Source organism: Streptomyces sp. NPDC046900 (genome assembly GCF_040644975.1).
In the GTDB taxonomy this organism is placed as follows: Bacteria; Actinomycetota; Actinomycetes; order Streptomycetales; family Streptomycetaceae; genus Streptomyces.
Window position 1 is genome coordinate 26,207 of record NZ_JBEYXD010000053.1, and the last position, 20,498, is coordinate 46,704.

Below are 20,498 nucleotides of genomic sequence, written 5' to 3' on the forward strand. Positions count from 1 at the left end.
TTTGATGGCGGCAGAGTTCTTCACGTGTCGGATGATCTTGTGCCTGATGACCTGTGGGAACGCGTTGCCCCGTTGCTCCCTCCTCGCCCACCACGGCGTCGGCGGTACCCAGGCCGGTTGCCGACGGATGACCGTGCCGCCTTGCGGGGCATCATTTACGTCCTGTGCAAGGGCGTGAGCCGGGCAGACGTCCCCACGGAGAGGATCGGCTGCAGTGGGGTGATGTCCTGGCGGCGCCTTCGGGACTGGACACAGGCCGGCGTGTGGCCCCGTCTGCACGAGGTCCTCCTGGCGGAGCTGCGGGCAGCGGGCCTGCTGGACATGGATGACGCGGCCGTCGACGGCTCCCATGTCAGAGCCCTCAAAGGGGGGCCCACACCGGACCTTCGCCAGTCGACCGCGCCCGCCCGGGCAGCAAACACCACCTGATCACCGATCGGCACGGGACACCTCTGGCTGTCACCCTGACCAGCGGAAACCGTCACGATGTCACCCAACTGATGCCGCTGCTCGACGCGATACCCCACATCCGCGGGATCCGAGGACGACCACGTCACCGGCCTCGCCGGCTGTTCGCCGACCGCGGCTACGACTACGACAAGTACCGCCGCCTCCTGCGGGGCCGTGGCATCACGCCGAAGATCGCCCGGAAAGGCACAGCTCACGGTTCCGGCCTGGGCAAGACCCGGTGGGTCGTCGAGCGGACCTTCGCCTGGCTCCACCAGTTCAAACGACTCCGGATCCGCTACGAGATACGCGCCGACCTCCACCTTGGCCTACTTCAACTCGCCTGCAGCATCATCTGCTTGAGACGACTCCGGACCTCATTCTGAAATGATCAGTTAATGCGACGTGGCGGGAGGGCTCAGCAGCGTCGTCAGCGCGTTGTCCACGGCCGTCTTGATCTGCGGCGAGTCGATCATGGTGTTGAGGGAGAAGGTGACCTGGCGGCTGTGGTCGGCGGTGGTGTAGCTGTAGGTGGTGTATCCCAGGGTTCCGCCGGTGTGACCGTAGGCCGTGCCGTACGCCCGGTTGGTGACGCGGTCGAGCCCAAGCCCGTAGGGCGACGACTGGCCTGGCAGCGGCTTGACGTCCTGCATGGCGTGGAGCAGGGCCGGAGGCAGCAGCTTTCCGCCGATGAGTGCGCTGAAGAAGCGGTTCAGGTCATGGGTGGTGGAGATCAGCGAACCCGCCGTCCACGCCGCCGACATGCTCTCCTCGGTGACGTCGATGAGCGGGGAGCCCGGGCCATTCATGCGTATGTAGCCGTGGGCGTGCGGGCCGGGAATCCGGACGGAGCTCCCGGGGAAGGACGTGTGGTGCAGTCCGAGGGGTTTGATGAGCCTGTCGGTGATCTCCTGCTCGGCGCTCTTGCCGGTGACCTTCTCGATCAGCATGCCGAGCACGATGTAGTTGGTGTTGGAGTAGTGGCCGGAGGTGCCCGGGGCGAAGTAGGGGGCGTGCCGGAAGGCTTCGGCGAGTAGTTCCTTCGGTGTCCAGGTGCGGAACCGGGACGTGTACATCTGTTCCAGACTGCCGCCCCACAGGGAGTCGGTGTAGTTGAACAGTCCGCTGCGGTGGCTGAGCAGTTGCCGGACGGTGATGTGCCGCCCGTTTGGCACCAGGCCGGGCAGGTAGTGCTCGATGGGCGCGTCCAGGCGCACCTTTTTCTCGGCCGCGAGCTGCAGCACGGTGGTGGCGACGAAGGTTTTGGTGTTGCTTCCGGCGCGGAAGCGCCCGTCGACCGACGGGAGTTGGCGGTGGTGCACGTCGCCCCTGCCGCTGGTGCCGGTCCATGTGCCGTGGGCGTCGTGTACCTCGGCGATGACGCCGGGCACGCCCGCGGTGACGAGGTCGTCCAGGGCCTTCTTCCACGCGGTGTGATCGGCGACGCCAGGCCGATGAGCCGCAGCGGCGTGCGTGGTGGCGGCCGCGGGAGGGGCCGAGTCGGCGAAGGCGGGAACCGCCGCGGGCACCGCCAGGGCACCCGACAGCACAGTGGCGGCAGCAAGCAGGGGAAGACGCATGAAGAAACCTCTCACATACAGGAGTTGTCCGGTTCACGGTTCAACGGGCCGCCGCGCCCGCCCCCGGAGCCGGGCGGGAGGCCGGCTGATCACCCGGTCTCCCGCCCGGACGGCGGGCGCCGCCCATGGGGGAAGCGGCGCACCATCCAGCCTCGACGACGGGTGCCGTGGTCGCCTCAGCCGCGTGGTCGAGGTGGCGTCTCCCCCCAACAGGTGAGCGCCCCGCAGTGGTGGTTCTTACGGCGGACCGGGCAAGTTGCCGCCCGGCTGCGGGCGGCTGCGGTCTGGACAATCGATCGGGACACCGGTCTTCTGGTCGGCGTCCGGGACGGCCGGGCGGTTGCCGCCCCCAGGGTGTTCATCGGCCCGGACGGGCGTGTTCCGGCGTGGCGGTGGGGCGCAGCAGTGTCTTCAGTGCCTTGTTCGTGGCCGTCTTCAGCTTCTGCGAGTCGATTAGGACGTTGAGGGACAGGGTGACCTGGCGGCTGTTGTCGGCCGTGGTGAAGCTGTAGGTGTTGTATCCCGGGGCGCTGCCGATGTGGCCGTAGGCCGTGCCGTAGGAGGGGTCGGTCAAGCGGCTGAGGCCGAGCCCGTAGTCGGTCGCGCCGTTTTGCAGCGGCTGGGCGTCCTGCATCTGGTGCAGTAGAGCGGGCGGCAGCAGCTTCCCGCCGATCAGCGCGCTGAAGAAGCGGTTCAGGTCATGGGTGGTGGAGATCAGCGAACCGGCCGTCGATGCCCACGACATGCTCTCTTCGGTGATGTCGGTGTATGGGGAGCCCGGGCCGTTCATACGCAGGTAGCCGTGGGCGTGCGGGCCCGGGATGCGGACGGAGCTCCCGGGGAAGGACGTGTGGTGCAGTCCGAGGGGTTTGATGAGCCGGTCGGTGATCTCCTGCTCGGTGCTCTTGCCGGTGACCTTCTGGATCAGCATGCCGAGCACGATGTAGTTGGTGTTGGAGTAGTGGCCGGCAGTGCCCGGGGCGAAGTAGGGGGCGTGACGGAAGGCTTCGGCGAGCAGCTGCGGGGGCGTCCAGTGGCGAAAGCGCGTCTGGTAGAGCTCCGAAAGGTTCCCGTGCCACAGGGAGTCGGTGTAGTCGAATAGGCCGCTGCGGTGGCTGAGCAGCTGCCGGACGGTGATGTGTTGTCCGTTTGGCACCAGGCCGGGCAGGTAGCGCTCGATGGGCGTGTCCAGGCGCACCTTCTTCTCGGCCACGAGTTGCAGCACGGTGGTGGCGACGAAGGTTTTGGTGTTGCTTCCGGCGCGGAAGCGCCCGTCGATCGACGGGAGTTGGCGGTGGTGCACGTCGCCCCTGCCGCTGGTGCCGGTCCATGTGCCGTGGGCGTCGTGTACCTCGGCGATGACGCCGGGCACACCCGCCGCGACGAGGTCGTCCAGGGCCTTCTTCCACGCGGCGTGATCCGCGACGCCGGGGCGGTGAGCCGCAGCACTGTACGGGGCGGCGGCCGCGGGAGGGGCCGAGTCGGCGAAGGCGGGAACCGCCGCGGGCACCGCCAGGGCACCCGACAGCACAGTGGCGGCAGCAAGCAGGGGAAGACGCATGAAGAAACCTCTCATATACAGGAGTTGTCCGATTCACACGCGCCGCCGCGCCCGCCCCCGGAGCCGGGCGGGAGGCCGGCTGATCACCCGGTCTCCCGCCCGGACGGCGGGCGCCGCCAACGGGGAAGCGGCGCACCATCCAGCCTCGATGGCGGGTATCCCCGCCGCCTCAGCCGCGTGGTCGAGGTGGCGTCTCCCCCCAACAGGTGAGCGCGCCGCGGTGGTGGTTCTTACGGCGGACCAGGCAAGCTGCCGCCCGAGAGCCAGGGTGTCGGCCGGCCCGCGCAACGAGGTCCCGATATGTGGCAGGTATGACTGCTTTGGGTAGCGACCATGCCGGGTCCGTGAGCTAGATTCGGCGGTACACCGTCCCGGGGCGATTCCGGCCGATAGGGCCGGCCCCGTGGGTCGGGGCGGACGCATCGACGACTGCCCGACCTCGGCCGCTCCTGAGACGCCGCCCGCCTGCCGGGGTTCTCCCTGGCAGAGGTACGCAAGTCCCCCCTCCTAGCGGAACGTCGTCGCGCTGGACGTCGTCCGCACCGTACATACGAAGGACCGCTATGCCGGCCGTGACCGTCGAGGATCTCCTGGTCCTCCCCCGCCTCCCGCGCCCTGACGCGACCGCTATCGACCGCCCCGTCCGCCACGTGGTCACCGCGCCCCAGCAGCGGGAGGGGGCCGGCTTTATGGTGCGCCGCCCGTTCCCGAGTGCCGCTTTGTCCGATGTGGACCCGTTCTTGCTGCTCGACCACGTCGGTGAGACCGTCTATCAGCCGCATGAGGCCAAGGGCGCGCCCTGGCATCCTCACCGCGGGTTCGAAACGGTCACCTACGTCATCGACGGCACGGTGGTGCACCACGATTCCAACGGTGGCGGAGGCGTGATATCGGATGGGGACACGCAGTGGATGACCGCAGGGTCGGGGATCCTGCACGATGAGGTCCCCAGCGAGGAGGTCCTGGCCAAGGGCGGCCTCAGTCACGGCATCCAGCTGTGGGTGAACCTGCCTCGCACCCGTAAGTGGGCGCAGCCGCGCTACCAGGACGTCCGGGCGGACAAGCTGCGGCTGCTCACCTCCGATGACGGCGGGGCGCTGGTACGCCTGATTGCCGGTGGTCTTGGCGGCTATCAGGGACCGGGCGTGACCTACACCCCCATCGTCTATGCGCACGCGAGTCTGCTTCCCCAGGCGCAGGTGCGGACGGGGTGGGATCCGCGGTTCAGCGCGATGGTCTACGTCCTGCAGGGAGTGGGGAGCGTGGGCGCTGACAGACGCCCTGTCAGGGAGGGGCAACTGGCGGTGTTCGGTGCGGGCGATGTCCTCACCGTCCAGGCGGGGGCTCATCAGCGTGGCCGCACCGGCCGCTTTGAGGTGCTGCTGCTGGGCGGCGTGCCGCTGCGGGAGCCGATCGCCCGCTACGGCCCGTTCGTGATGAACACCGAGGCGGAGATCCGGCAGGCCGTCGAGGACTACCAGCAGGGCAGGATGGGCCACATTCCCGCAGCCCACCTGGAGGGAACACCGTGAGGGTGCGGCAGGACCGGCGACGGCCGCAGCGCCGGTGAGCTCGCCCCCGCACCGGGCAGGGGCGGGCGACGGCGTGCACGGGCCAAGGGGCCGGTGCGGGCGCCGTCGTTCGTCGCGGGCGCGGCGCGCCCGCCGGCGTGAGGGAACAGGCGGGCAGCGCTGGGGGTGTTGCCGCGCTGGTCAGCGGGAGCGGACGTAGGCGGTGAGGCCGGCGCGCAGGGGGGCGGGGACCGCCCGGTACAGGGCGATGTGGAGCAGTTCGCCGGTGAAGGTGAGAGCGTCGCCGTCGGCGGTGAGGAGGCCGGCGCGGAGGGCTTGTTCGACCTGCTGGGCTGTTTTCCAGCCGTCGGTGCCGGTGGCCTTGAGGAGCTGCTCGAAGCGGAAGGTGGGGCCGATGAGGGCCGCGGTGCGCAGCAGGTGCGTGAGCGGCTCGCCGACGTGGTGGACCAGGTCGAGGGCCGTGTTGATCAGTGTGTCGGGCAGGTGGTCCGGGTCGTCCAGGGGTGCACCCTGGTGGGCGGCGTGGAGGGCCGCGAGGACCAGGGCGGGGCGGCCGGCGGTGAGTTGGTGGACGCGGTGGGCTGCGTGGGGCACGTCGTGGCGGGCGGCCAGCTCGGCGACGGCGTGGTGCGTCAGCGGTTCAAGGGGCAGCTGGGTTGTGTGGGGCAGGTGTCGTGCGATGCGGTCGGCGCCGTCCTCCCGTGCGCCGAGGATCACCATCATCGGGTGGCCGGCATCGTCCTGGGACAGGTGGTGGAGGGTTTCCAGGGTGTGCGCGTCCGCGTAGTGGGCGTTGTCGATGGCCAGCAGCACGGGGTGGTCGGTGGACAGTCTGCGCAGGAAGACGGCGGCTGCGTCGGGGTGGGCGTGCACGGGCGGCCCGGTGTGCTCGCCGCCGTGGCCGGCGGCCCCGGTGAGCGCGTCGGTGTGCGGCATGGCGGCCTGCAGTCGGTGTGCGATCCCGTCGGCCGCGCGGGTGACCTCTTCGGGCCGTGCGGTGCGGCAGAAGTCCTCGATGGCCTGCTCGAGTGCGGGGGTGGCCGATAGGCGTTCAGGCCCAGGGCAGTGGGCGGCAAGGACGGTGGCGCCGTGGTGTTGGGCGTGGCGGCGCAGTTGGGACAGCAGGGCGGAGGTGCCGGCTCCGGCCCCGCCGCGCAGGACGACGGTGGTGGGGTGTCCGGTGAGTGCCTGCCGCCACTGTGCCTGCAGGTGGTCGAGTTCTTCGTCCCGGCCGGCCAGGTGCTGGTGGGGGGCGTCGGCCGGTGCTGCGGGCCGCGGATGCGCGAGGGTGGGGGTGGGGGTCGGTCGGCCCTGGAGGATGGCGCCGTGCAGGGCCGCGGTGCGCGGGTCGGGGTCGGTTCCCAACTCGGTGCGCAGGGTGCGGCGCAGTCGGCTGAAGGTGTGCAGCGCGGCGCCGGCCGAACCGAGACGGTACTGGGCCGTCATCAGGGCGCGCCATGCCGGCTCGTCGTAGGGGTCGTCGTGCGCGGCTGCCGCGGCCAGGTGTGCCGCCTGCCGGTGGTCGTTCAGGTGTTCCGCGGCCTGCCAGGCGGCTTCGCGGGCACGGCGCAACAGCTGCTCCAGCGTCCGGTCGAGGTCTACGCTCCAGCCGGCCGGCTGGAACTCCTCGACCGCGCGGCCCGCACTGAGCAGGCCCAGTGCCCGGCGCGCGGCGACGTCCGCGAATGCGGGTTCGCCGGCGCGCAGGTGCCGCTCGGCTGTCCGGGTCAGGCGGGCCGCCTCGTCCACGTCGACCTGCCAGCCCGTGGTGTTGAGCCGGTATCCGGATCCTGTGCGCTCCAGGCAGGTGCCCACCACCCTGCGCAGCCGGCTGACGAGGGAGGCGACCGTCTGCCCGGCGGTGGGTGGGGCGTGGTGGGGCCAGAGCGTGTCGATGATGGTGTCCTTGCCGACGACCCGGTTGCGGTGGGCGGCCAGCAACGCGAACAGCAGCACCGCGCGCCCCCGGGGGAGGCCGGGCGGGTTGTCGGGCTGTGCCCCCATCAACTCCAGGGGCCCGATGAGCCGCAGGCGGACGGGCTCTCCCAGGATGAGTGCGGTCGTGCAGGACGGCATGCAGGTGGTGCTCTTTCGTGGCGCGGGGCAACGACGCGTCCAGCCTCGCCGCACCGCGCGCCTGCCCGCCAGCGGCCGGCGGGACGACAACCCCTCGGTTTTGGCCCTGGCCTGCACCGCGCGCCTGCCCGCCAGCGGTTGTCGGGACGGCAATCCCTCCGTTTCGGCCCCCACCCTTCACCGCGCCCTGCTGGTGGGCGGCCGTTTCAGGGCCGGCTCTGCAGCGCGCGGTGCACCACCGCGCGCAGGGCCGTGAAGGAGTCGGCGAAGCGCTCCAGTCCTTCCTTCTCCAGGGCGGCCATGACCTCGTCGTAGGCGATGCCGGCGGCCTGGAGCCGGCGCAGGACCTGGGCGGAGTCCCGGTAGGTGCCGCGCACCCCCCGTGGCAGAAAGACAGCGTGGTCTGCGACCGCGTCGAGCGTGCGGCGGGGCATGGTGGTGATGGTCCCCGGTGCGAGCAGCCCGGTCACATAGCGGGTGTCGCCGTAGTGGGGGTTCTTGGTGGCCATGGAGGCCCACAGGGGCCGCTGCGGGCGGGCGCCCGCGGCGGCCAGGCGCTGCCAGCGCCGGGTGGAGAACGCCTTTTCGTACAGGTGGTAGGCCATGCGGGCGTTGGCGAGTGCGACCCGTCCCTGCAGGGCGGCCTGGGTGGGCCCCCGTTGTTGGGCCAGACGGGCGTCGACGGCGGTGTCGACGCGGGAGACGAAGAAGGAAGCGACCGAGGCGATCGGGGCAAGGGGGCGTCCCTGAGCCTGGGCGTACTCCAGTCCGTCGAAGAAGGCGTGGATGACCTCGCGGTAGCGGCGCAGGCTGAACAGCAGCGTCATGTTGACGCTGATCCCTTCGGCGAGCAGCAGGCTCAGGGCGCGTACCCCCTCCACCGTGGCCGGCACTTTGATCAGGACGTTGGGCCGGTCGACGAGCTGCCACAGCCGGCGTGCCTCGGTGAGCGTGGCGGCGGTGTCGTGGGCCACCAGCGGGGAGACTTCCACGGACACATACCCCTCGATGCCGTCGGAGGCCTCGTAGGTGGGGCGCAGCAGGTCACAGGCCTGCCGCACGTCGCGGGTCGTCAGGGCCTGCAGCGCCTGGTCCACATCCGCGCCTTGGCGCCGCAGTTCCTCCAGTTGCCCGCGGTAGGGACCTGAGCCGTCGCCGATGGCCGCTTGGAAGATCGTCGGGTTGCTGGTGATGCCGGTGACTTTCCCGGCCTGGACGAGTGAGCGCAGTTCGCCCGACTCCAGGTCCCGCCGGTCGAGATCGTCCAGCCACACGGCGACGTCGTGCGCGGTGAGGTGGGCAAGAGGGTCCGTCATAGGGGTCGCTCTTTCTTTCCGGGGCCGACGTGCCGCAGGCCCCCCTGGGCGTGCGACAAGCCTGGAGGGCGGCATTGCAGCCGGATTGCACTGCGCGGCCCAGAGGGGTGGGGCGCCAGCCGTGCAAGAGCGGTGCAAGACGCCGCACCAGTGTGGGCGGCCCGTCTTCACCCCCGGGCGGCCGTGGCCTGATCCGTGGGCTACGTGGCCGTGCCCGCGGGCATGCCGCCGGCCGCGGCGCGGGTTGACCTCGTACAACCGCCCGCCCCGGGGCGGCCCGGTGCCTCGTGAAAGCGGGCCGGCCGGGGCTGTGAACGGGACGCGCAGACAGCCGGAGGGCGCACGCGCCCAGGCCGGGTGTCCCGTCGGTACGCGTGTGTCACGCGGTGATCAGGAGGATGCTGTGGAAACGCAGAGCCGGCGGCGCAGCCTGGGCCGGCACAACTGGCGTGCGTGGCTGAGCGAGTTCGCCGCAACCGCGATCCTGCTGCTGGTGATGGTCACCCTGTTCCGGCACCTGTTCGACGCCGAGGGTCATCTGGCACGCGTACTTCCCTCGCAGGAGGGCCGGCTGGGCGCGGACGCCATGGTCAGCGGGACCACCGTCGCCCTGCTGATCATCTCGCCGTTCGGGCGGCGTTCGGGCGGCCACATGAACCCGGCCGTCTCGCTGGCGTTTTGGCTGATGGGTGCCCTGCCGGGGCGGGATGCGGCGGCCTACGCCGCGGCCCAACTGGCCGGTTCGATCACGGGGGTGGCGGTGGGCCGGCTGGTGTGGGGCGCGCAGACGGCCCATCCCGCCGTCGGCTACGCCGTCATCCGGGCATCCGGCCACATCCCCTGGGCGGCGGTGTTCGCCTCCGAGGCCGCGGCGACCGCCGTGATGCTCGCCGCGGTGACCTTCGTGGCGGCCCGGCCCCGCCTGGCCTCCTGGCTGCCGGCGGTCGCCGGGTCGGTGATCGCCGCGCTGATCCTGCTGGTCGGCCGATGGATGGGCGGAAGTTTCAACCCGGCCCGGCAGTTCGGGCCGGAGCTGTTCTCCCACGACTGGGCGTGGCTGTGGGTGTACCTGATCGCCCCGCTGGTGGGCGGCGCACTCTTCGGCCTGGTGCGCAGGCGCCTGCCACACGCGCCCCCGCTGCCCACCTCACCGCCACCAGCCCCCAGTGACGGCCTGCCCGCCGTGACCGGCTCGGCGGCCCGATGACCGCCGCCTGCCGCGCTCGGGCCGGGCGATGGCCCGATCCGTGGGCACTACGGCCCGCAGGCCGGACATGGCCGCCTCCACAGCGCGGGTTGAAGGCCCGTGAAGGCGCTGATCAAGCGCCGTGATCCTGACATCCGGATCGTTCGAGAAAGGCCCTGTGATGATCAACTCGACTGCCTGGGAGCGTGTGCGATGACCGCCTCACCGTCTGCGGCCGCCAAGCAGCGGCCGGAGTTCCTGGTTGCGCTGGCCTTGGCAGCCGGCCCGGTAGTGGCATTGGGCTTCACCCGGTTCGCCTATGCGCTGCTGCTGCCGGCCATGCGCGAGAAGCTGCACTGGAGTTATGCGGCGGCCGGCGGGATGAACACCGCCAACGCGCTGGGCTACATCATCGGAGCCGCCACCGCCGCCTGGTGGTCGCGCCGCTTCGGCTCCCGGGCAGCGTTCGTGTGGGGCATCGTCATCAGTGCGTTCGCCCTGCTCGCCTCCGGGGCGACCGACAACTTCGCCGGCCTGACCGTCCTGCGGTTCATCGGCGGCCTGAGCACCGCGGTGACCTTCGTGGTCGGCTCGGCGCTCGCCTCCCGCGTCCACAGCGGCGGCCAACAGGCCCGCTCGGCCTCCCTGGTCGGGATGTACATGGCCGGTGTCGGCATCGGCGTGGTGCTCTCCGGCGTGGTCGTCCCCGCGGCCCTCACCGCCTGGGGCGTGTCCGGCTGGCAGGCCGGGTGGCTGCTGATGGGTCTGCTCGCCCTCCTCGCCATCGGACCGGCCGCCTGGGCCGCACGCCAGGTACCCGAGCAGGCCGGCGGCGGCGCCGCCCACGGCGGCCGCGCCGGCCTCAAGCCGCTGACGCCCCTGTTCGTCTGGTATGTGCTGTTCGGCGCCGGCTACGTGTCCTACATGACCTTCGTCATCGCCCTGCTGCACAGCCAGGGCATGAAGGTCTGGGGCACCGGCACCTTCTTCATCGTGCTGGGCGTGGCCTCCGCGGCGGCGACGCTGCTGGTGTGGGGCCGGGTGATCGGCCGGCTGCGCGGCGGCATGGCCCCCGCGCTGGTCTCGGCGGTCGTGCTGATCGGTGTGCTGCCCGTGCTGCTGTGGCACGGGATGGGTGCCGCGATCGCCTCGGCGATCATCTTCGGCGGGACGTTCATGGCCGGGCCCACCGCCGTGACCGTCCTGGCCCGCCGGATGCTGCCCGCGCACGCCTGGACCTTGGGCATCGCCTTGCTGACGGTCGCCTTCAGCGTCGGCCAGGCCGTCGGCCCCCTGGTCTCCGGGCTGCTGTCCGACTCCTCCGGAGGCATCGCCAAGGGCCTGTGGCTGTCCGTCGTACTGCTCGCCGTCTCCGCCGCCGTCGCCCTCATCCAGCGCGAGCGGACCGCTGAGCACCACCACCAGGAGGCGCTCGCGGCCGCCCCCGCCCCGAGCGCCGTCCAGCGCTGACCCCACCCCCCTCAAGGAGCAAGACCCCCATGTTTCACCGCATCCTGGTCGCCGTCGACGGCAGCCCGGCCGCGCACAGCGCGATCCGCACCACCGCCGAACTGGCCTTCCTGACCGGCGCGCAGGTCCGTGTGCTGCACATCGACACCTCCGAGGTGGTCTACGACACCGTCGTCGGCCTGGAGGACGACGAAGCCGCCCACCGGGTCCTGGACTCGGCCGTGGCGACCCTGCGACAGGCCGGCATCCAGGCCGACGGCGAACTACTGGACGGGCTGGTGTCCGATGTGGCGCAGGCCGTGCGGGAGGCCGCCGCGGGCTTCGACGCCGACCTGATCGTCGTCAGCCCGCACCACCGCAGTCGTCTCGCCAGCTGGTTCTCCCCCAGCGTCAGCATCGCCATCGCCCACAACAGCCGCACCGCCGTGCTCCTGGCTCCCGGACAGGACTGAGATGACCCACCGCACAGTGCACGTCACCGAGCAGGCAGGCCTCGCCCGCCTCATCACGGTCGGGCCCCACCGTCTGATCGCCGACGAACCCGCCCCCGCCGGCAACGACACCGGGCCCGACCCCATCGAGGTGCTGCTCGCCGCGTTGGGCGCCTGCACCTCGATGACCGTGAGGATGTACGCGGAGCGCCACGCCTGGATACTGCGCGATGTGCAGGTCCGGTTGCGGCTGGAGCAGGACGGCGGGCCGGCCGTCGTCCGGGAGATCTTCCTGGACGGCGACCTGGACGACGCGCAGCGGCGCAGGCTCATGGCCGTGGCCCAGCGCTGCCCTGTCCACCGGCTGCTGAGCGCCCCGCCGCCCCTGACCACGGTGCAGGTCGAGCAGCCGATCGTCGCGGACGTCGCCGGCCCCTAGCAAGCACGACGGCCCCGGGCGTAGCCGGCCCTCCCGGCCGGCGCACCGGGGCCGCAGGAAAGGCATGGTGGCAGATGCTCCAGCAGCAGATCATTCTCGTCCGGCACGCGGAGACGGCCTGGAACCGCTCCCGCCGCTACTACACCGGGCACGACGATCCCGACCTGACCGCCGCGGGCCAGCGCGAGGCCGGCTTGCTCCGGCCGCATCTTGAGGCCTACCAGGACGCCCACGTGCTGTGCAGTCCGGCGCTGCGGGCCCGCCGCACCGCGGCTCTGGCGGGCCTGAGCGTGGACATCAACCCCGACCTGCGGGAGTGGAGCTACCAGCTGCCCGACGGGCACACCGTGGACGAGCGCTGCGGGAGCGGGCCGTGCCACCACGACATCTGGGATGCCGCCCTGCACACGAGGGCGTGCACGGGCGAATGCCTGCCGGAGGTGACCGCCCGGGCGGACTGTGTGCTCGACTGCGCCCGCCGCCTCACGGCCGGCGGCAGACCCGTCGTCCTCGTCTCGCACGGCAACCTCATCCGGCTGATGACCGCCCGCTGGCTCGGCCTTCCCGCCGCGGCCGGGGCGCACCTGGCGCTGCGCACCGCCTCCCTCGGGCGCCTGGCCCACTACGACGGGCGGCCCAGCCTGCTGGGCTGGAACTTCAGCCCGTCCTTCGACGACCGTCTGCTCGCCCGCCCCCCGGCAGCCACCGCCGGCACCACGGTGCCGGCGGCCGGGCGCATCCCACCCACGGCAGCGCCGCCGCAGCATCACGCCCCCGACGCCGCGATGCACCGCCCCTGAGCCCCCTGATGGAGGAACTGTTGGACACCCACCCACCCGTAGACCTGGATCCGCATGCCACGCGTTTCCTGGCACAGCTGGCCGCGGCCGATGCGCCGCCGCTGGAGAGCCAGTCGCCCCCCACGGCCCGGGCCGGCGCCCTGGCGGGCCAGCGCGCCGCCCAGGCGGTGCTCAAGCCCGTCCACATCCACGAGCAGCACCTGCCCGTCGGGCCCCGTGGCAGGGTGCTGGTGCGGATCGTGCGGCCAAAAGGCTCTTCGGGCGTGCTGCCGGCGGTGATGTATGTCCACGGCGGCGGCTGGGTGCTGGGCGACCGCTTCTCCTACGACCGCACCACCCGAGACCTGGCCCACGCCGGCGGCGTGGCCGTGGTGTTCGTGGAGTACACCCGCTCGCCGGAGGCCCGCTATCCCGTCGCGCTCGAAGAGGTCTACGCGGCCACCGCCTGGATCGCCGAGCACGGGCAGCAGCTGGGCCTGGACGGGTCCCGGCTGGCGGTCGCCGGGGACAGTGCGGGCGGCAACCTGGCCACCGCCGCCGCCCTGCTGGCCAAGCGCCGGGGCGGCCCCCACCTGCTGCAGCAGGTGTTGTTCTACCCGGCGCTGGATGCCGGCTTCGACACCCCGTCCTACGAGCAGTTCGCGGACGGCTTCTTCCTCACCCGCACGCAGATGCGATGGTTTTGGGACCACTACGCGCCCGACCACTCGGTGCGCACCGAATCGACCGCCGCACCACTGCGGGCCACCACAGCTGAGCTGGCCGGGCTGCCGCCGGCCCTGGTGATCACGGCCGAGGCGGACGTGCTGCGCGACGAGGGCGAGGCCTACGCCCGCAAGCTCACACAGGCTGGTGTCCCCGTGATCGCGGTCCGCTACCTGGGGGCGATCCATTCCTTCACCGCGCAGGACGCGCTGGCGGCCTCTCCCCTGACCCAGGCGGCGATCACCCAGGCCGGGCAGGCACTGCGGCACGCTCTGGCCGCGCCCCGCCCCGAGGCGGGGGGCCGCTGATGTCGACGGCCCTGGTGCTCGGCGGAGGCGGCGTGACGGGAATCGCCTGGGAGCTGGGCGTGCTCCAGGCGCTGCAGGAAGCGGGGGTGGATCTTACGGACGCCGACCTGGTGGTCGGCACATCGGCCGGATCGGTCGTGGCAGTTCAGGCCACCAGCGGCATCGGCCTTCACTATCTCCTCGCCGACCAGATGGTGCCCGCCGCCACCTCACGGGAGGTGAAGGCCGACTTCGACCCGCAGGGCACGGCGGCCGCCCTCACCCGGCTGATAGAAGGCGCCCACGACGAGCGGGAGATCAGGGCCCGGATCGGTGCCATGGCCCTTGCGGCGCCCACCGTCTCGGAGGCCGAGCGGATGCGGACCATCCAAGCCCGGCTGCCCGTTGGCACCTGGCCCGCCCGCCGGCTGCTCATCACGGCGGTCGACGCACACACAGGCGATCTTGCCGTGTTCGACCGCGCCTCGGGCGTCCGGCTGGCATCCGCCGTGGCGGCCAGCTGCGCCGTGCCCGGCATATGGCCGCCCGCCACCGTCGCCCGACGCCGCTACGTCGACGGCAGCGTCCGCTCCGCGACCAACGCCGACCTCGCCCTGGGCCACGACGTGGTGGTCGTCCTCGCGCCCGACACCGGCCCCGGCCTCAACCCCGCATCCCAGGGACTGGCCGGCGAGGTGCCCCTGCTGCGCACACACAGCCAGGTCCTGGTCATCACACCCGACGACGCCGCACTCGACGCGATCGGCCCCAATCCGCTGGACCCCGCCCGGCGGCCCGCCTCCGCCCGCCAAGGCCGTCGGCAGGGACAGGCGCTGACCGGCACCGTGCGCAAGATCTGGCCCGCTCCTGCCGCCCGATAGCCGCACGCCATGACCGGCCGGCCGGCCATGGCGGTCTTGCTGCCCGTGCGGCCACCCTGCGACGTACCGTCGAAAGGTGCTCCGGGAAAAAGCCACCGGCTCCGCCACCACGCCTTCAGACCGCCGCCCCCTGCACGGCCTTGCCGACGCGGCCTGGGAGTTCGTGCTGACGTCCGTCCTGCTGTACTGCGTGGTCACTGCCGCCCGCTGGCTGACATCACCGGACTCGCCGCTCGCCGTGACCAGCACCCGCGCGGCCACAGCCATCGGGGGGGTGGTGGTCGGCATCGTCCTCGTGGTGCTGATCACCTCCCCGCCAGGGCGCTGCTCCGGCGCCCACATGAACCCCGCGATCAGCCTCGCGCTGTGGCTGATGGGCGCCTTCCCCGGGCGCTACGTGCCCGCCTACGCCGCCGCACAGCTGGCGGGCTCGGTGGCAGGCACCGCGCTGGGGCGGCTGTGCTGGGGCCCGGTGGTCTCCCGGCCCTCCCTGCGCTATGCCACCGTGCACCCCAATCCGGCGTGGAATGTGACCGCGCTGGTGGCCGCGGAGGCGGGCTGCCTCGCCCTCGTGGTCGTGATGGTCGGGTTCTTCCTGGCCCGCCCCGCCATCAGCCGCTGGCTGCCCTACGCCGTCGGCACGGCGACGGCCCTGATCATCACCGTGCTGGGGCAACTGAGCGGAGGCTCGGCGAACCCGGCACGCCAGCTGGGCCCCGCGCTGCTGTCCGGTGGCACCCAGCTGCTGTGGGTGTACCTGGCCGCCCCGCTGATCGGCGCGTCGCTCGGGGCAGCGGTCCACTGCCTGTTCCAGCGCCGCCGGGGCACCCCCGCACCGTGCACCTACCGGCTGTGCGGGAGCGACGACGCCCTGCGAAACCGGACCCGATAACGCGCACCTGCACCCAGGGCCCAAAACGTGGGAACCAGGTCCGGGAGCACGGCCATGACCCCGCGGGCACACCCGGTTACCCCTGTATGGCGGCGGACCCTCCGCCGCACAGGGCCCCCTCGGAGATCGCCATGCTGTCCCGTCCGCGTCATCCCCACCCTGCAGCTCACCCCACCGTGTGGACCGTGAACGCCGCACGCCGGATGACGCCGCCTGTGACCGGTGCCGCTCGGACGGCTGTGGTGGCACTGCCCGCCGAACCCGCCAGCGTGAGCGTCGCCCGCCGCTGGGCCACCGACCTGCTCACCCGGTGGGGAGTCAGTGCGGACGACCTCGATACGGCCCAACTGGTCATCAGTGAACTGGCCGCCAACACCGTCCGCTACGGCCACGCGGAGATGACCATCCGCCTCCTCCAGCAGACGGGCTGGCTGTCCATGTGCGTGACGGATTCCGGAGCTCCTGTGGCGGCCCACCGCCTCGTCATCCCGCAGGAGGTGGCCGAGCACGGGCGCGGCCTGGGCATCGTCGAGGCACTGGCCGAAACGATCGAGGTGACCCGCGAGCCGGAGGGATGGCGCGTGGGTGCGGTCCTGCGCCTGGCGACGGCCGGGAAGCCGGCGGCGTCATCCGCCGCCGTGGCGTGATGCGGCCGAGCGCCGCACGCGGGTGCCGGCCGCGGTCGGTCAGGGGACCTTGGGGCCGTCGATGAACCGGCCGTTGTCGTCGTACACGTACGCATTGGCCGTGCATCCTTTGAGTCCCTTGATCTGCTGCATCATCACCGGGGCCGGCAGGCCGGGGCCCGGACAGGTGCGGTGGCCGTAGCCCAGGTCGTGGCCTGTCTCGTGGTTGATGATCAGCATGTGGTAGGCGCGGGTGCGGCCGACGTACTGGGGGCTCAGGTCGATCCAGCGCCGCAGGTTGACCACAAGATTCGGCCGGACACCGCAGTTGACCTCGCCGCCGGTGTCCAGGCCCCACTGGGCACACAGCTTGTCGGTCGTGTCGGGCGAGGCCAGGGTGATGAGCATGTCGTAGGGGGGGTCCACCTGCTGGAAGGAGGCCACGCCCTGGCGGGTCCACCCGTGCGGGTCGGCGAAGATGTCCCTGATCTCCTGTGCCACGTCGGCGATGTTGAGATGTGTGCCGTCCTCCAGCCGAATGGCATAGCGCATCAACGTCCCGCCGGTTCCGATGCGTTGCGAGCTGCCCTTGGCCCAGGTGTAGGTGCCCGGCCCGTGGACGGGATAGGTCGGCTTCCCTACAGCGGGTGCTCGGCTCGGGGAAGCGGTCGCTCGTGTCGGGGACGGGGGCGGCTGGGTCGGGGTGCTGGTCGAGACCGCCGGGGTGGGCGTGCTGCGCCGGGCGGGGGCGTGGGGTGTCATCCCCTCGGATGGGGCCGGTGTGCCGGCATCGAGCAGCATGTGGCCGGCGCCGTAGAGCGCGGCGGTCACCACCGCTGTCACGACGATCGGTATGACGGGCAGGCGGCGCCGTGCGCGTCGGCGTCGGCGCCGACGGTGCGCGGCGGGTTTGTCACCAAAGCGGCGGCTGCTGCGCCTTACGGCTCTGTCTGCGGCGCGGCCGGCGTTGAGGGGGCGCTCACGTGGAGCGGCGCCGGAGCGCGAACGGCGACCGGCCGCGGGTTCTGGGTGACGGGTGGGCATGGGCAGGCCGGCTCATCCGTGGATGTGGAGGGCGAAGCCCACCGTGCGGCTGCACTTGCGCAGAGCTTTGTCGAACCCGGGCTGCCGCCGCAACTCGATCCACTTCGCGCGGTCAAACGGCATGCTGCCGGTGGTGGGATCGGGGTTGCGGTAGTTGGTGAATCCCGCCGCGCGCACGCACAGCGCGAACGCCTTGGCCTGCCGAAGTAGCGTCGGTGTCAGGGGTGTGGGGGTCCCCGTCTCCTGCGGCTGCACATCCTTGCAGGCGTCGTAGGCCGGGTTGGGTTCCTCCGGCAGTGGTGTGCCCGCCGAGTCGACCAGGAGGGGCTTGTTCGGGTCGTGGTCGGGCAGCGGGTTTTGGACGTCAAGGCCGTGCCCGCGCAGGCAGCGGGTGTAGGCGATCCACTGGTCGATGTCCTTCATCTTGACGCCGGCCGACGCCTGGACGCCGTCCTTGTCCGCCCCGCCGACCAAGGCCATGTCTTTGCTGGGGGCCCCGCCACAGGCCGACACCAAAAGTGCCGTCGCCACACCCGCCACCGCAAGAGCCCCGGTTTGCTTCCTTCTTGACACCACTGCCGCGCGCCTTTCAAAAAAGCCCCCGGCGGATCGCTGTCGCACTCGTTGTGCACCGGGGCGGTTGTCCGGCAGTGAATACACCCGCTCGTGAATCCACGGTGAGTGCCCGCGCTCACGCCCATTTCACATCGGACACGCATACTGGGAAAAGGAAATGTGTGGCACGCAGGGCGGAAGTGAATGCGGATATTGGTCGTCGAGGACGAAGAACTACTGGCCGAGGCGATCGCCGAGGGACTGCGCCAGGAGGCGTTCGCGGTCGATGTCGCAAACGACGGAGCCGTGGCTCTGGAACGCTTGGCGGTGAACGCCTATGACGTCGTCGTCCTCGACCGTGACCTGCCCCGTGTTCACGGCGACGAGGTCTGCCGGCAGCTGGTCGCCGCCGGCGCCGACGTGCGGATCCTCATGCTCACCGTCTCCGTCGCCGTGGCGGACAGGGTCGCGGGGCTCGGTCTTGGCGCGGATGACTACCTGACCAAGCCGTTCGCCTTCGCCGAACTCGTCGCCCGGGTCAGGGCACTGGGCAGGCGCTCACGTCCCGCCGTACCGCCCGTCTTGGAGCGTGCGGGCATCCGCCTGGACCCGACGCTGCGTCAGACCTTCCGTGACGGACGGTTCGTCGCGCTGTCCCGCAAGGAATTCGCCGTGCTGGAGGAGTTGCTGCGCGCGCAGGGTGCGCCGGTCTCGGCCGAGACGCTCCTGGAACGGGCCTGGGACGAGCACATCGACCCCTTCACGACCGTCGTTCGGGTCACCATCCGCTCGCTGCGCCGCAAACTGGGTGAGCCGACCGTCATCGAGACCCTCACCAGCATTGGATACCGGATCCGGTGATACGCCGACTCCTGGGCGGCAACCTGCGGTTGCAGCTCACCGTGTTCTTCGGATTGATGTTCTTCCTCGCCGCGACAGCGGTGCTGGCGGTGGCGCTGATCCTGGTCCACCACAGCATGCAGTTCAGTCTCGAGCAGCACTATCCCGCGGTCGTCACCCAGGACAGGGACCCTGTGCAGGTGCACGGGTACGTCGTCATCGACGGCGCCAGCCGTCAGATCATCCTCGACTCGATGGACGACAACCTGATGGTCAAGGGCGGCCTCACCGTCCTCGCTGTCGGGGTGGTCGCCACCACCCTGGGCTGGCTCGTCGCGGGACGGCTGCTGCGTCCCCTCAAGTGCATCACCTCCACCACCGAACGGATCGCCGGCCGCACCCTGCACCGCCGCATCGACCTCGACGAACCCCCCGGCGAGGTGAAACGGCTCGCCGACTCCTTCGACAGCATGCTCGACCGGCTGGATGCGGCATTCGCCGGCCAGGACCGCTTCATCGCCAACGCGGCGCATGAACTCAAAACGCCGCTCGCCGTCGGACGGACCCTGGTCGAGGTGGCCATGGCACGGCCCGACGCGCCGCCGGAGATCGCCCGGCTGGGCGAGAACCTCCTCGCCGTCAACGGCCGGCACGAACGGCTGATCGACTCCCTGCTGACCCTGGCCCGGGCCGAGAGCGCGACAACGGACCGGGCGCCGGTCGACCTCGCGGACATCGCACGGACCGTGGTGGGCCAAATCCACCACCAGGCACAGGAGAAAGGCCTCGACCTGGACACCGAGTTGCCAGCCGCCCCCGCCACCGGAGACCCGGTGCTGCTCGAACAACTGGTCCGGAACCTGGTGGAGAACGCGATCAAATACAACACGCCCGGCGGCTGGGTGCGAGTGCGCACCGAGACCACCGCCGAGGGCTCCCGGATCACGGTCTCCAACACGGGCGTGGTCGTCGCCCCACACGAAGTCCCCATGCTGTTCGAACCCTTCCGCCGGCTCACCGACCGGGTGGGATCGGCCCGCGGCAGCGGGCTCGGCCTGTCCATCGTGCGGGCCGTCGCCCGGGTGCACGACGGAGACGCGGACGCCCAAGCCCGCCCGCAGGGCGGCCTGGACGTAAACGCCACACTGCCCACCTGCCCCACACCGGGCCGGAATCGGACAGGCCACCGGGAGCAGCGGGCACGCTAAGGGCTTGCAGCACTCCGGCGGCATCGGCCACCCGGCCCGGTGAGAGGCGCCGTGCACCAGGGTGCGGTCAGTGCTGCGGCAGCGATCCGGGCAGAACCCGGTCGGTGTCGCCCTGGCCGGCTGCCGTGCAGTCAAGGAGCCGGTGGGTGTGCCGGGTCAGGGTCAGCACCCGGCACAGCGCGGTGCTCGCCGGTTGGATGCGCAGCCACTGGCCGCGTCGCCTGCTGAGCGTGTGGGCCTGGACCAGGGGGCGCAGCCCGGCCGCGTCGATGAAGGTGAGGTCGGCCGCGTCGAGGGTCACGCCGTGGCTGTGGTCGAGGCTGAGGCAGAAGTCGAGGGCGCTGTTGACCGCGGGGCTGGTGGCGATGTCCAGTTCGCCGCTCAGGCGCACGAGCATGCTGCAGTCGGACCCCATGTGGAGGGTGATGCGCAAAGGAGACGGGCACGGCCAGGAGATCGTCGGGCCGAGGGCAGGACGGTCGAGCGTGCTCGTGGTCATCACGTGTTGTTTCCTCGAGGTTCCTGGCCGCCTGTCCAACGTGGCGCTCGCTGCTGGTGGCGGGGACGTGGCGGTTGACTGCATCCAGCCTGCGCTCCACCGCGTCCGGGGGCATCGGCCGAG

At 71.4% G+C, this 20,498-nt stretch carries 20 protein-coding genes; 13 read left to right on the top strand and 7 right to left on the bottom strand.

Annotated features, from left to right (window positions below; translation table 11 throughout):
* Positions 1–24: 24 nt before the first annotated feature.
* Positions 25–833 (top strand): IS5 family transposase gene (locus ABZ904_RS34765; RefSeq protein WP_361001392.1). Its coding sequence is split into 2 segments (ribosomal slippage): positions 25–364 and positions 364–833, totalling 810 coding nucleotides; the frame shifts between segments, so codons are not numbered across the junction.
* Between the two features lie 9 nt (positions 834–842).
* On the opposite strand, the gene ABZ904_RS34770 is transcribed toward ABZ904_RS34765, so the two are convergent.
* Complete coding sequence (locus ABZ904_RS34770) at positions 843–2,027, bottom strand: serine hydrolase domain-containing protein (RefSeq protein ID WP_361001389.1); 1,185 nt, start codon at positions 2,025–2,027, stop codon at positions 843–845.
* 358 nt (positions 2,028–2,385) lie between these two features.
* Complete coding sequence (locus ABZ904_RS34775) at positions 2,386–3,588, bottom strand: serine hydrolase domain-containing protein (RefSeq protein WP_361827898.1); 1,203 nt, start codon at positions 3,586–3,588, stop codon at positions 2,386–2,388.
* Positions 3,589–4,151: 563 nt separating this feature from the next.
* On the opposite strand from ABZ904_RS34775, the gene ABZ904_RS34780 reads away from it, so the two are divergent.
* Positions 4,152–5,120 carry a pirin family protein gene (locus ABZ904_RS34780; RefSeq protein ID WP_361001383.1) on the top strand — a complete coding sequence of 323 codons (969 nt, stop codon included), beginning with the start codon at positions 4,152–4,154 and terminating at the stop codon, positions 5,118–5,120.
* 180 nt (positions 5,121–5,300) lie between these two features.
* Here ABZ904_RS34780 and ABZ904_RS34785 read toward each other — a convergent pair whose 3' ends face one another.
* Together ABZ904_RS34785 and tal are read right to left on the bottom strand one after the other, a co-directional pair.
* The gene (locus tag ABZ904_RS34785; RefSeq protein WP_361001379.1) at positions 5,301–7,196 is read right to left on the bottom strand and encodes a BTAD domain-containing putative transcriptional regulator; all 1,896 of its coding nucleotides are present in this window, start codon (positions 7,194–7,196) and stop codon (positions 5,301–5,303) included.
* A 206-nt stretch (positions 7,197–7,402) separates the two neighbouring features.
* Positions 7,403–8,512 carry a transaldolase gene (gene tal, locus ABZ904_RS34790; protein ID WP_361001376.1) on the bottom strand — a complete coding sequence of 370 codons (1,110 nt, stop codon included), beginning with the start codon at positions 8,510–8,512 and terminating at the stop codon, positions 7,403–7,405.
* Between the two features lie 403 nt (positions 8,513–8,915).
* Here tal and ABZ904_RS34795 point away from each other — a divergent pair, with 403 nt between their 5' ends.
* From ABZ904_RS34795 to ABZ904_RS34835, 9 genes are all read left to right on the top strand, one after another.
* Entirely contained in the window at positions 8,916–9,719 is an 804-nt protein-coding gene (locus tag ABZ904_RS34795; protein WP_361001373.1) for an aquaporin, read from the top strand.
* 192 nt (positions 9,720–9,911) lie between these two features.
* Positions 9,912–11,168: a YbfB/YjiJ family MFS transporter gene (locus tag ABZ904_RS34800; protein ID WP_361001370.1), complete on the top strand. Its 1,257-nt coding sequence runs from the start codon at positions 9,912–9,914 to the stop codon at positions 11,166–11,168.
* 29 nt (positions 11,169–11,197) lie between these two features.
* Positions 11,198–11,620 (top strand): universal stress protein, encoded by a 423-nt coding sequence (locus ABZ904_RS34805; protein ID WP_361827903.1) that lies wholly within the window; start codon positions 11,198–11,200, stop codon positions 11,618–11,620.
* 1 nt (position 11,621) lies between these two features.
* Positions 11,622–12,038, top strand: a complete 417-nt coding sequence (locus tag ABZ904_RS34810; protein ID WP_361001364.1) for an OsmC family protein — start codon at positions 11,622–11,624, stop codon at positions 12,036–12,038.
* 74 nt (positions 12,039–12,112) lie between these two features.
* Positions 12,113–12,838 (top strand): histidine phosphatase family protein, encoded by a 726-nt coding sequence (locus tag ABZ904_RS34815; RefSeq protein ID WP_361001361.1) that lies wholly within the window; start codon positions 12,113–12,115, stop codon positions 12,836–12,838.
* A 20-nt stretch (positions 12,839–12,858) separates the two neighbouring features.
* Positions 12,859–13,851: an alpha/beta hydrolase gene (locus ABZ904_RS34820; protein ID WP_361001358.1), complete on the top strand. Its 993-nt coding sequence runs from the start codon at positions 12,859–12,861 to the stop codon at positions 13,849–13,851.
* Entirely contained in the window at positions 13,851–14,711 is an 861-nt protein-coding gene (locus tag ABZ904_RS34825; protein WP_361001354.1) for a patatin-like phospholipase family protein, read from the top strand. Before ABZ904_RS34820 ends, ABZ904_RS34825 begins: the two co-directional genes overlap by 1 nt.
* Before the next feature lie 76 nt (positions 14,712–14,787).
* Positions 14,788–15,603 carry an aquaporin gene (locus ABZ904_RS34830; RefSeq protein ID WP_361001351.1) on the top strand — a complete coding sequence of 272 codons (816 nt, stop codon included), beginning with the start codon at positions 14,788–14,790 and terminating at the stop codon, positions 15,601–15,603.
* Between the two features lie 185 nt (positions 15,604–15,788).
* Positions 15,789–16,250 (top strand): ATP-binding protein, encoded by a 462-nt coding sequence (locus tag ABZ904_RS34835; protein WP_361001348.1) that lies wholly within the window; start codon positions 15,789–15,791, stop codon positions 16,248–16,250.
* Between the two features lie 39 nt (positions 16,251–16,289).
* Here the strand turns inward: ABZ904_RS34835 and ABZ904_RS34840 are convergent, their stop codons facing one another.
* Both ABZ904_RS34840 and ABZ904_RS34845 read right to left on the bottom strand, forming a co-directional pair.
* Positions 16,290–17,072: a DUF3152 domain-containing protein gene (locus tag ABZ904_RS34840; protein ID WP_361827909.1), complete on the bottom strand. Its 783-nt coding sequence runs from the start codon at positions 17,070–17,072 to the stop codon at positions 16,290–16,292.
* 213 nt (positions 17,073–17,285) lie between these two features.
* On the bottom strand, positions 17,286–17,753 hold the full coding sequence (locus ABZ904_RS34845) for a hypothetical protein (protein WP_361001343.1): 468 nt from the start codon (positions 17,751–17,753) through the stop codon (positions 17,286–17,288).
* Between the two features lie 279 nt (positions 17,754–18,032).
* Between ABZ904_RS34845 and ABZ904_RS34850 the strand changes: the two genes are divergently transcribed.
* Both ABZ904_RS34850 and ABZ904_RS34855 read left to right on the top strand, forming a co-directional pair.
* Complete coding sequence (locus tag ABZ904_RS34850) at positions 18,033–18,689, top strand: response regulator transcription factor (RefSeq protein WP_361001340.1); 657 nt, start codon at positions 18,033–18,035, stop codon at positions 18,687–18,689.
* The gene (locus ABZ904_RS34855) at positions 18,686–19,876 is read left to right on the top strand and encodes a HAMP domain-containing sensor histidine kinase (RefSeq protein WP_361827912.1); all 1,191 of its coding nucleotides are present in this window, start codon (positions 18,686–18,688) and stop codon (positions 19,874–19,876) included. Before ABZ904_RS34850 ends, ABZ904_RS34855 begins: the two co-directional genes overlap by 4 nt.
* Positions 19,877–19,943: 67 nt before the next feature.
* Here ABZ904_RS34855 and ABZ904_RS34860 read toward each other — a convergent pair whose 3' ends face one another.
* Positions 19,944–20,375, bottom strand: a complete 432-nt coding sequence (locus ABZ904_RS34860) for an STAS domain-containing protein (protein ID WP_361001334.1) — start codon at positions 20,373–20,375, stop codon at positions 19,944–19,946.
* Positions 20,376–20,498 lie beyond the last annotated feature (123 nt).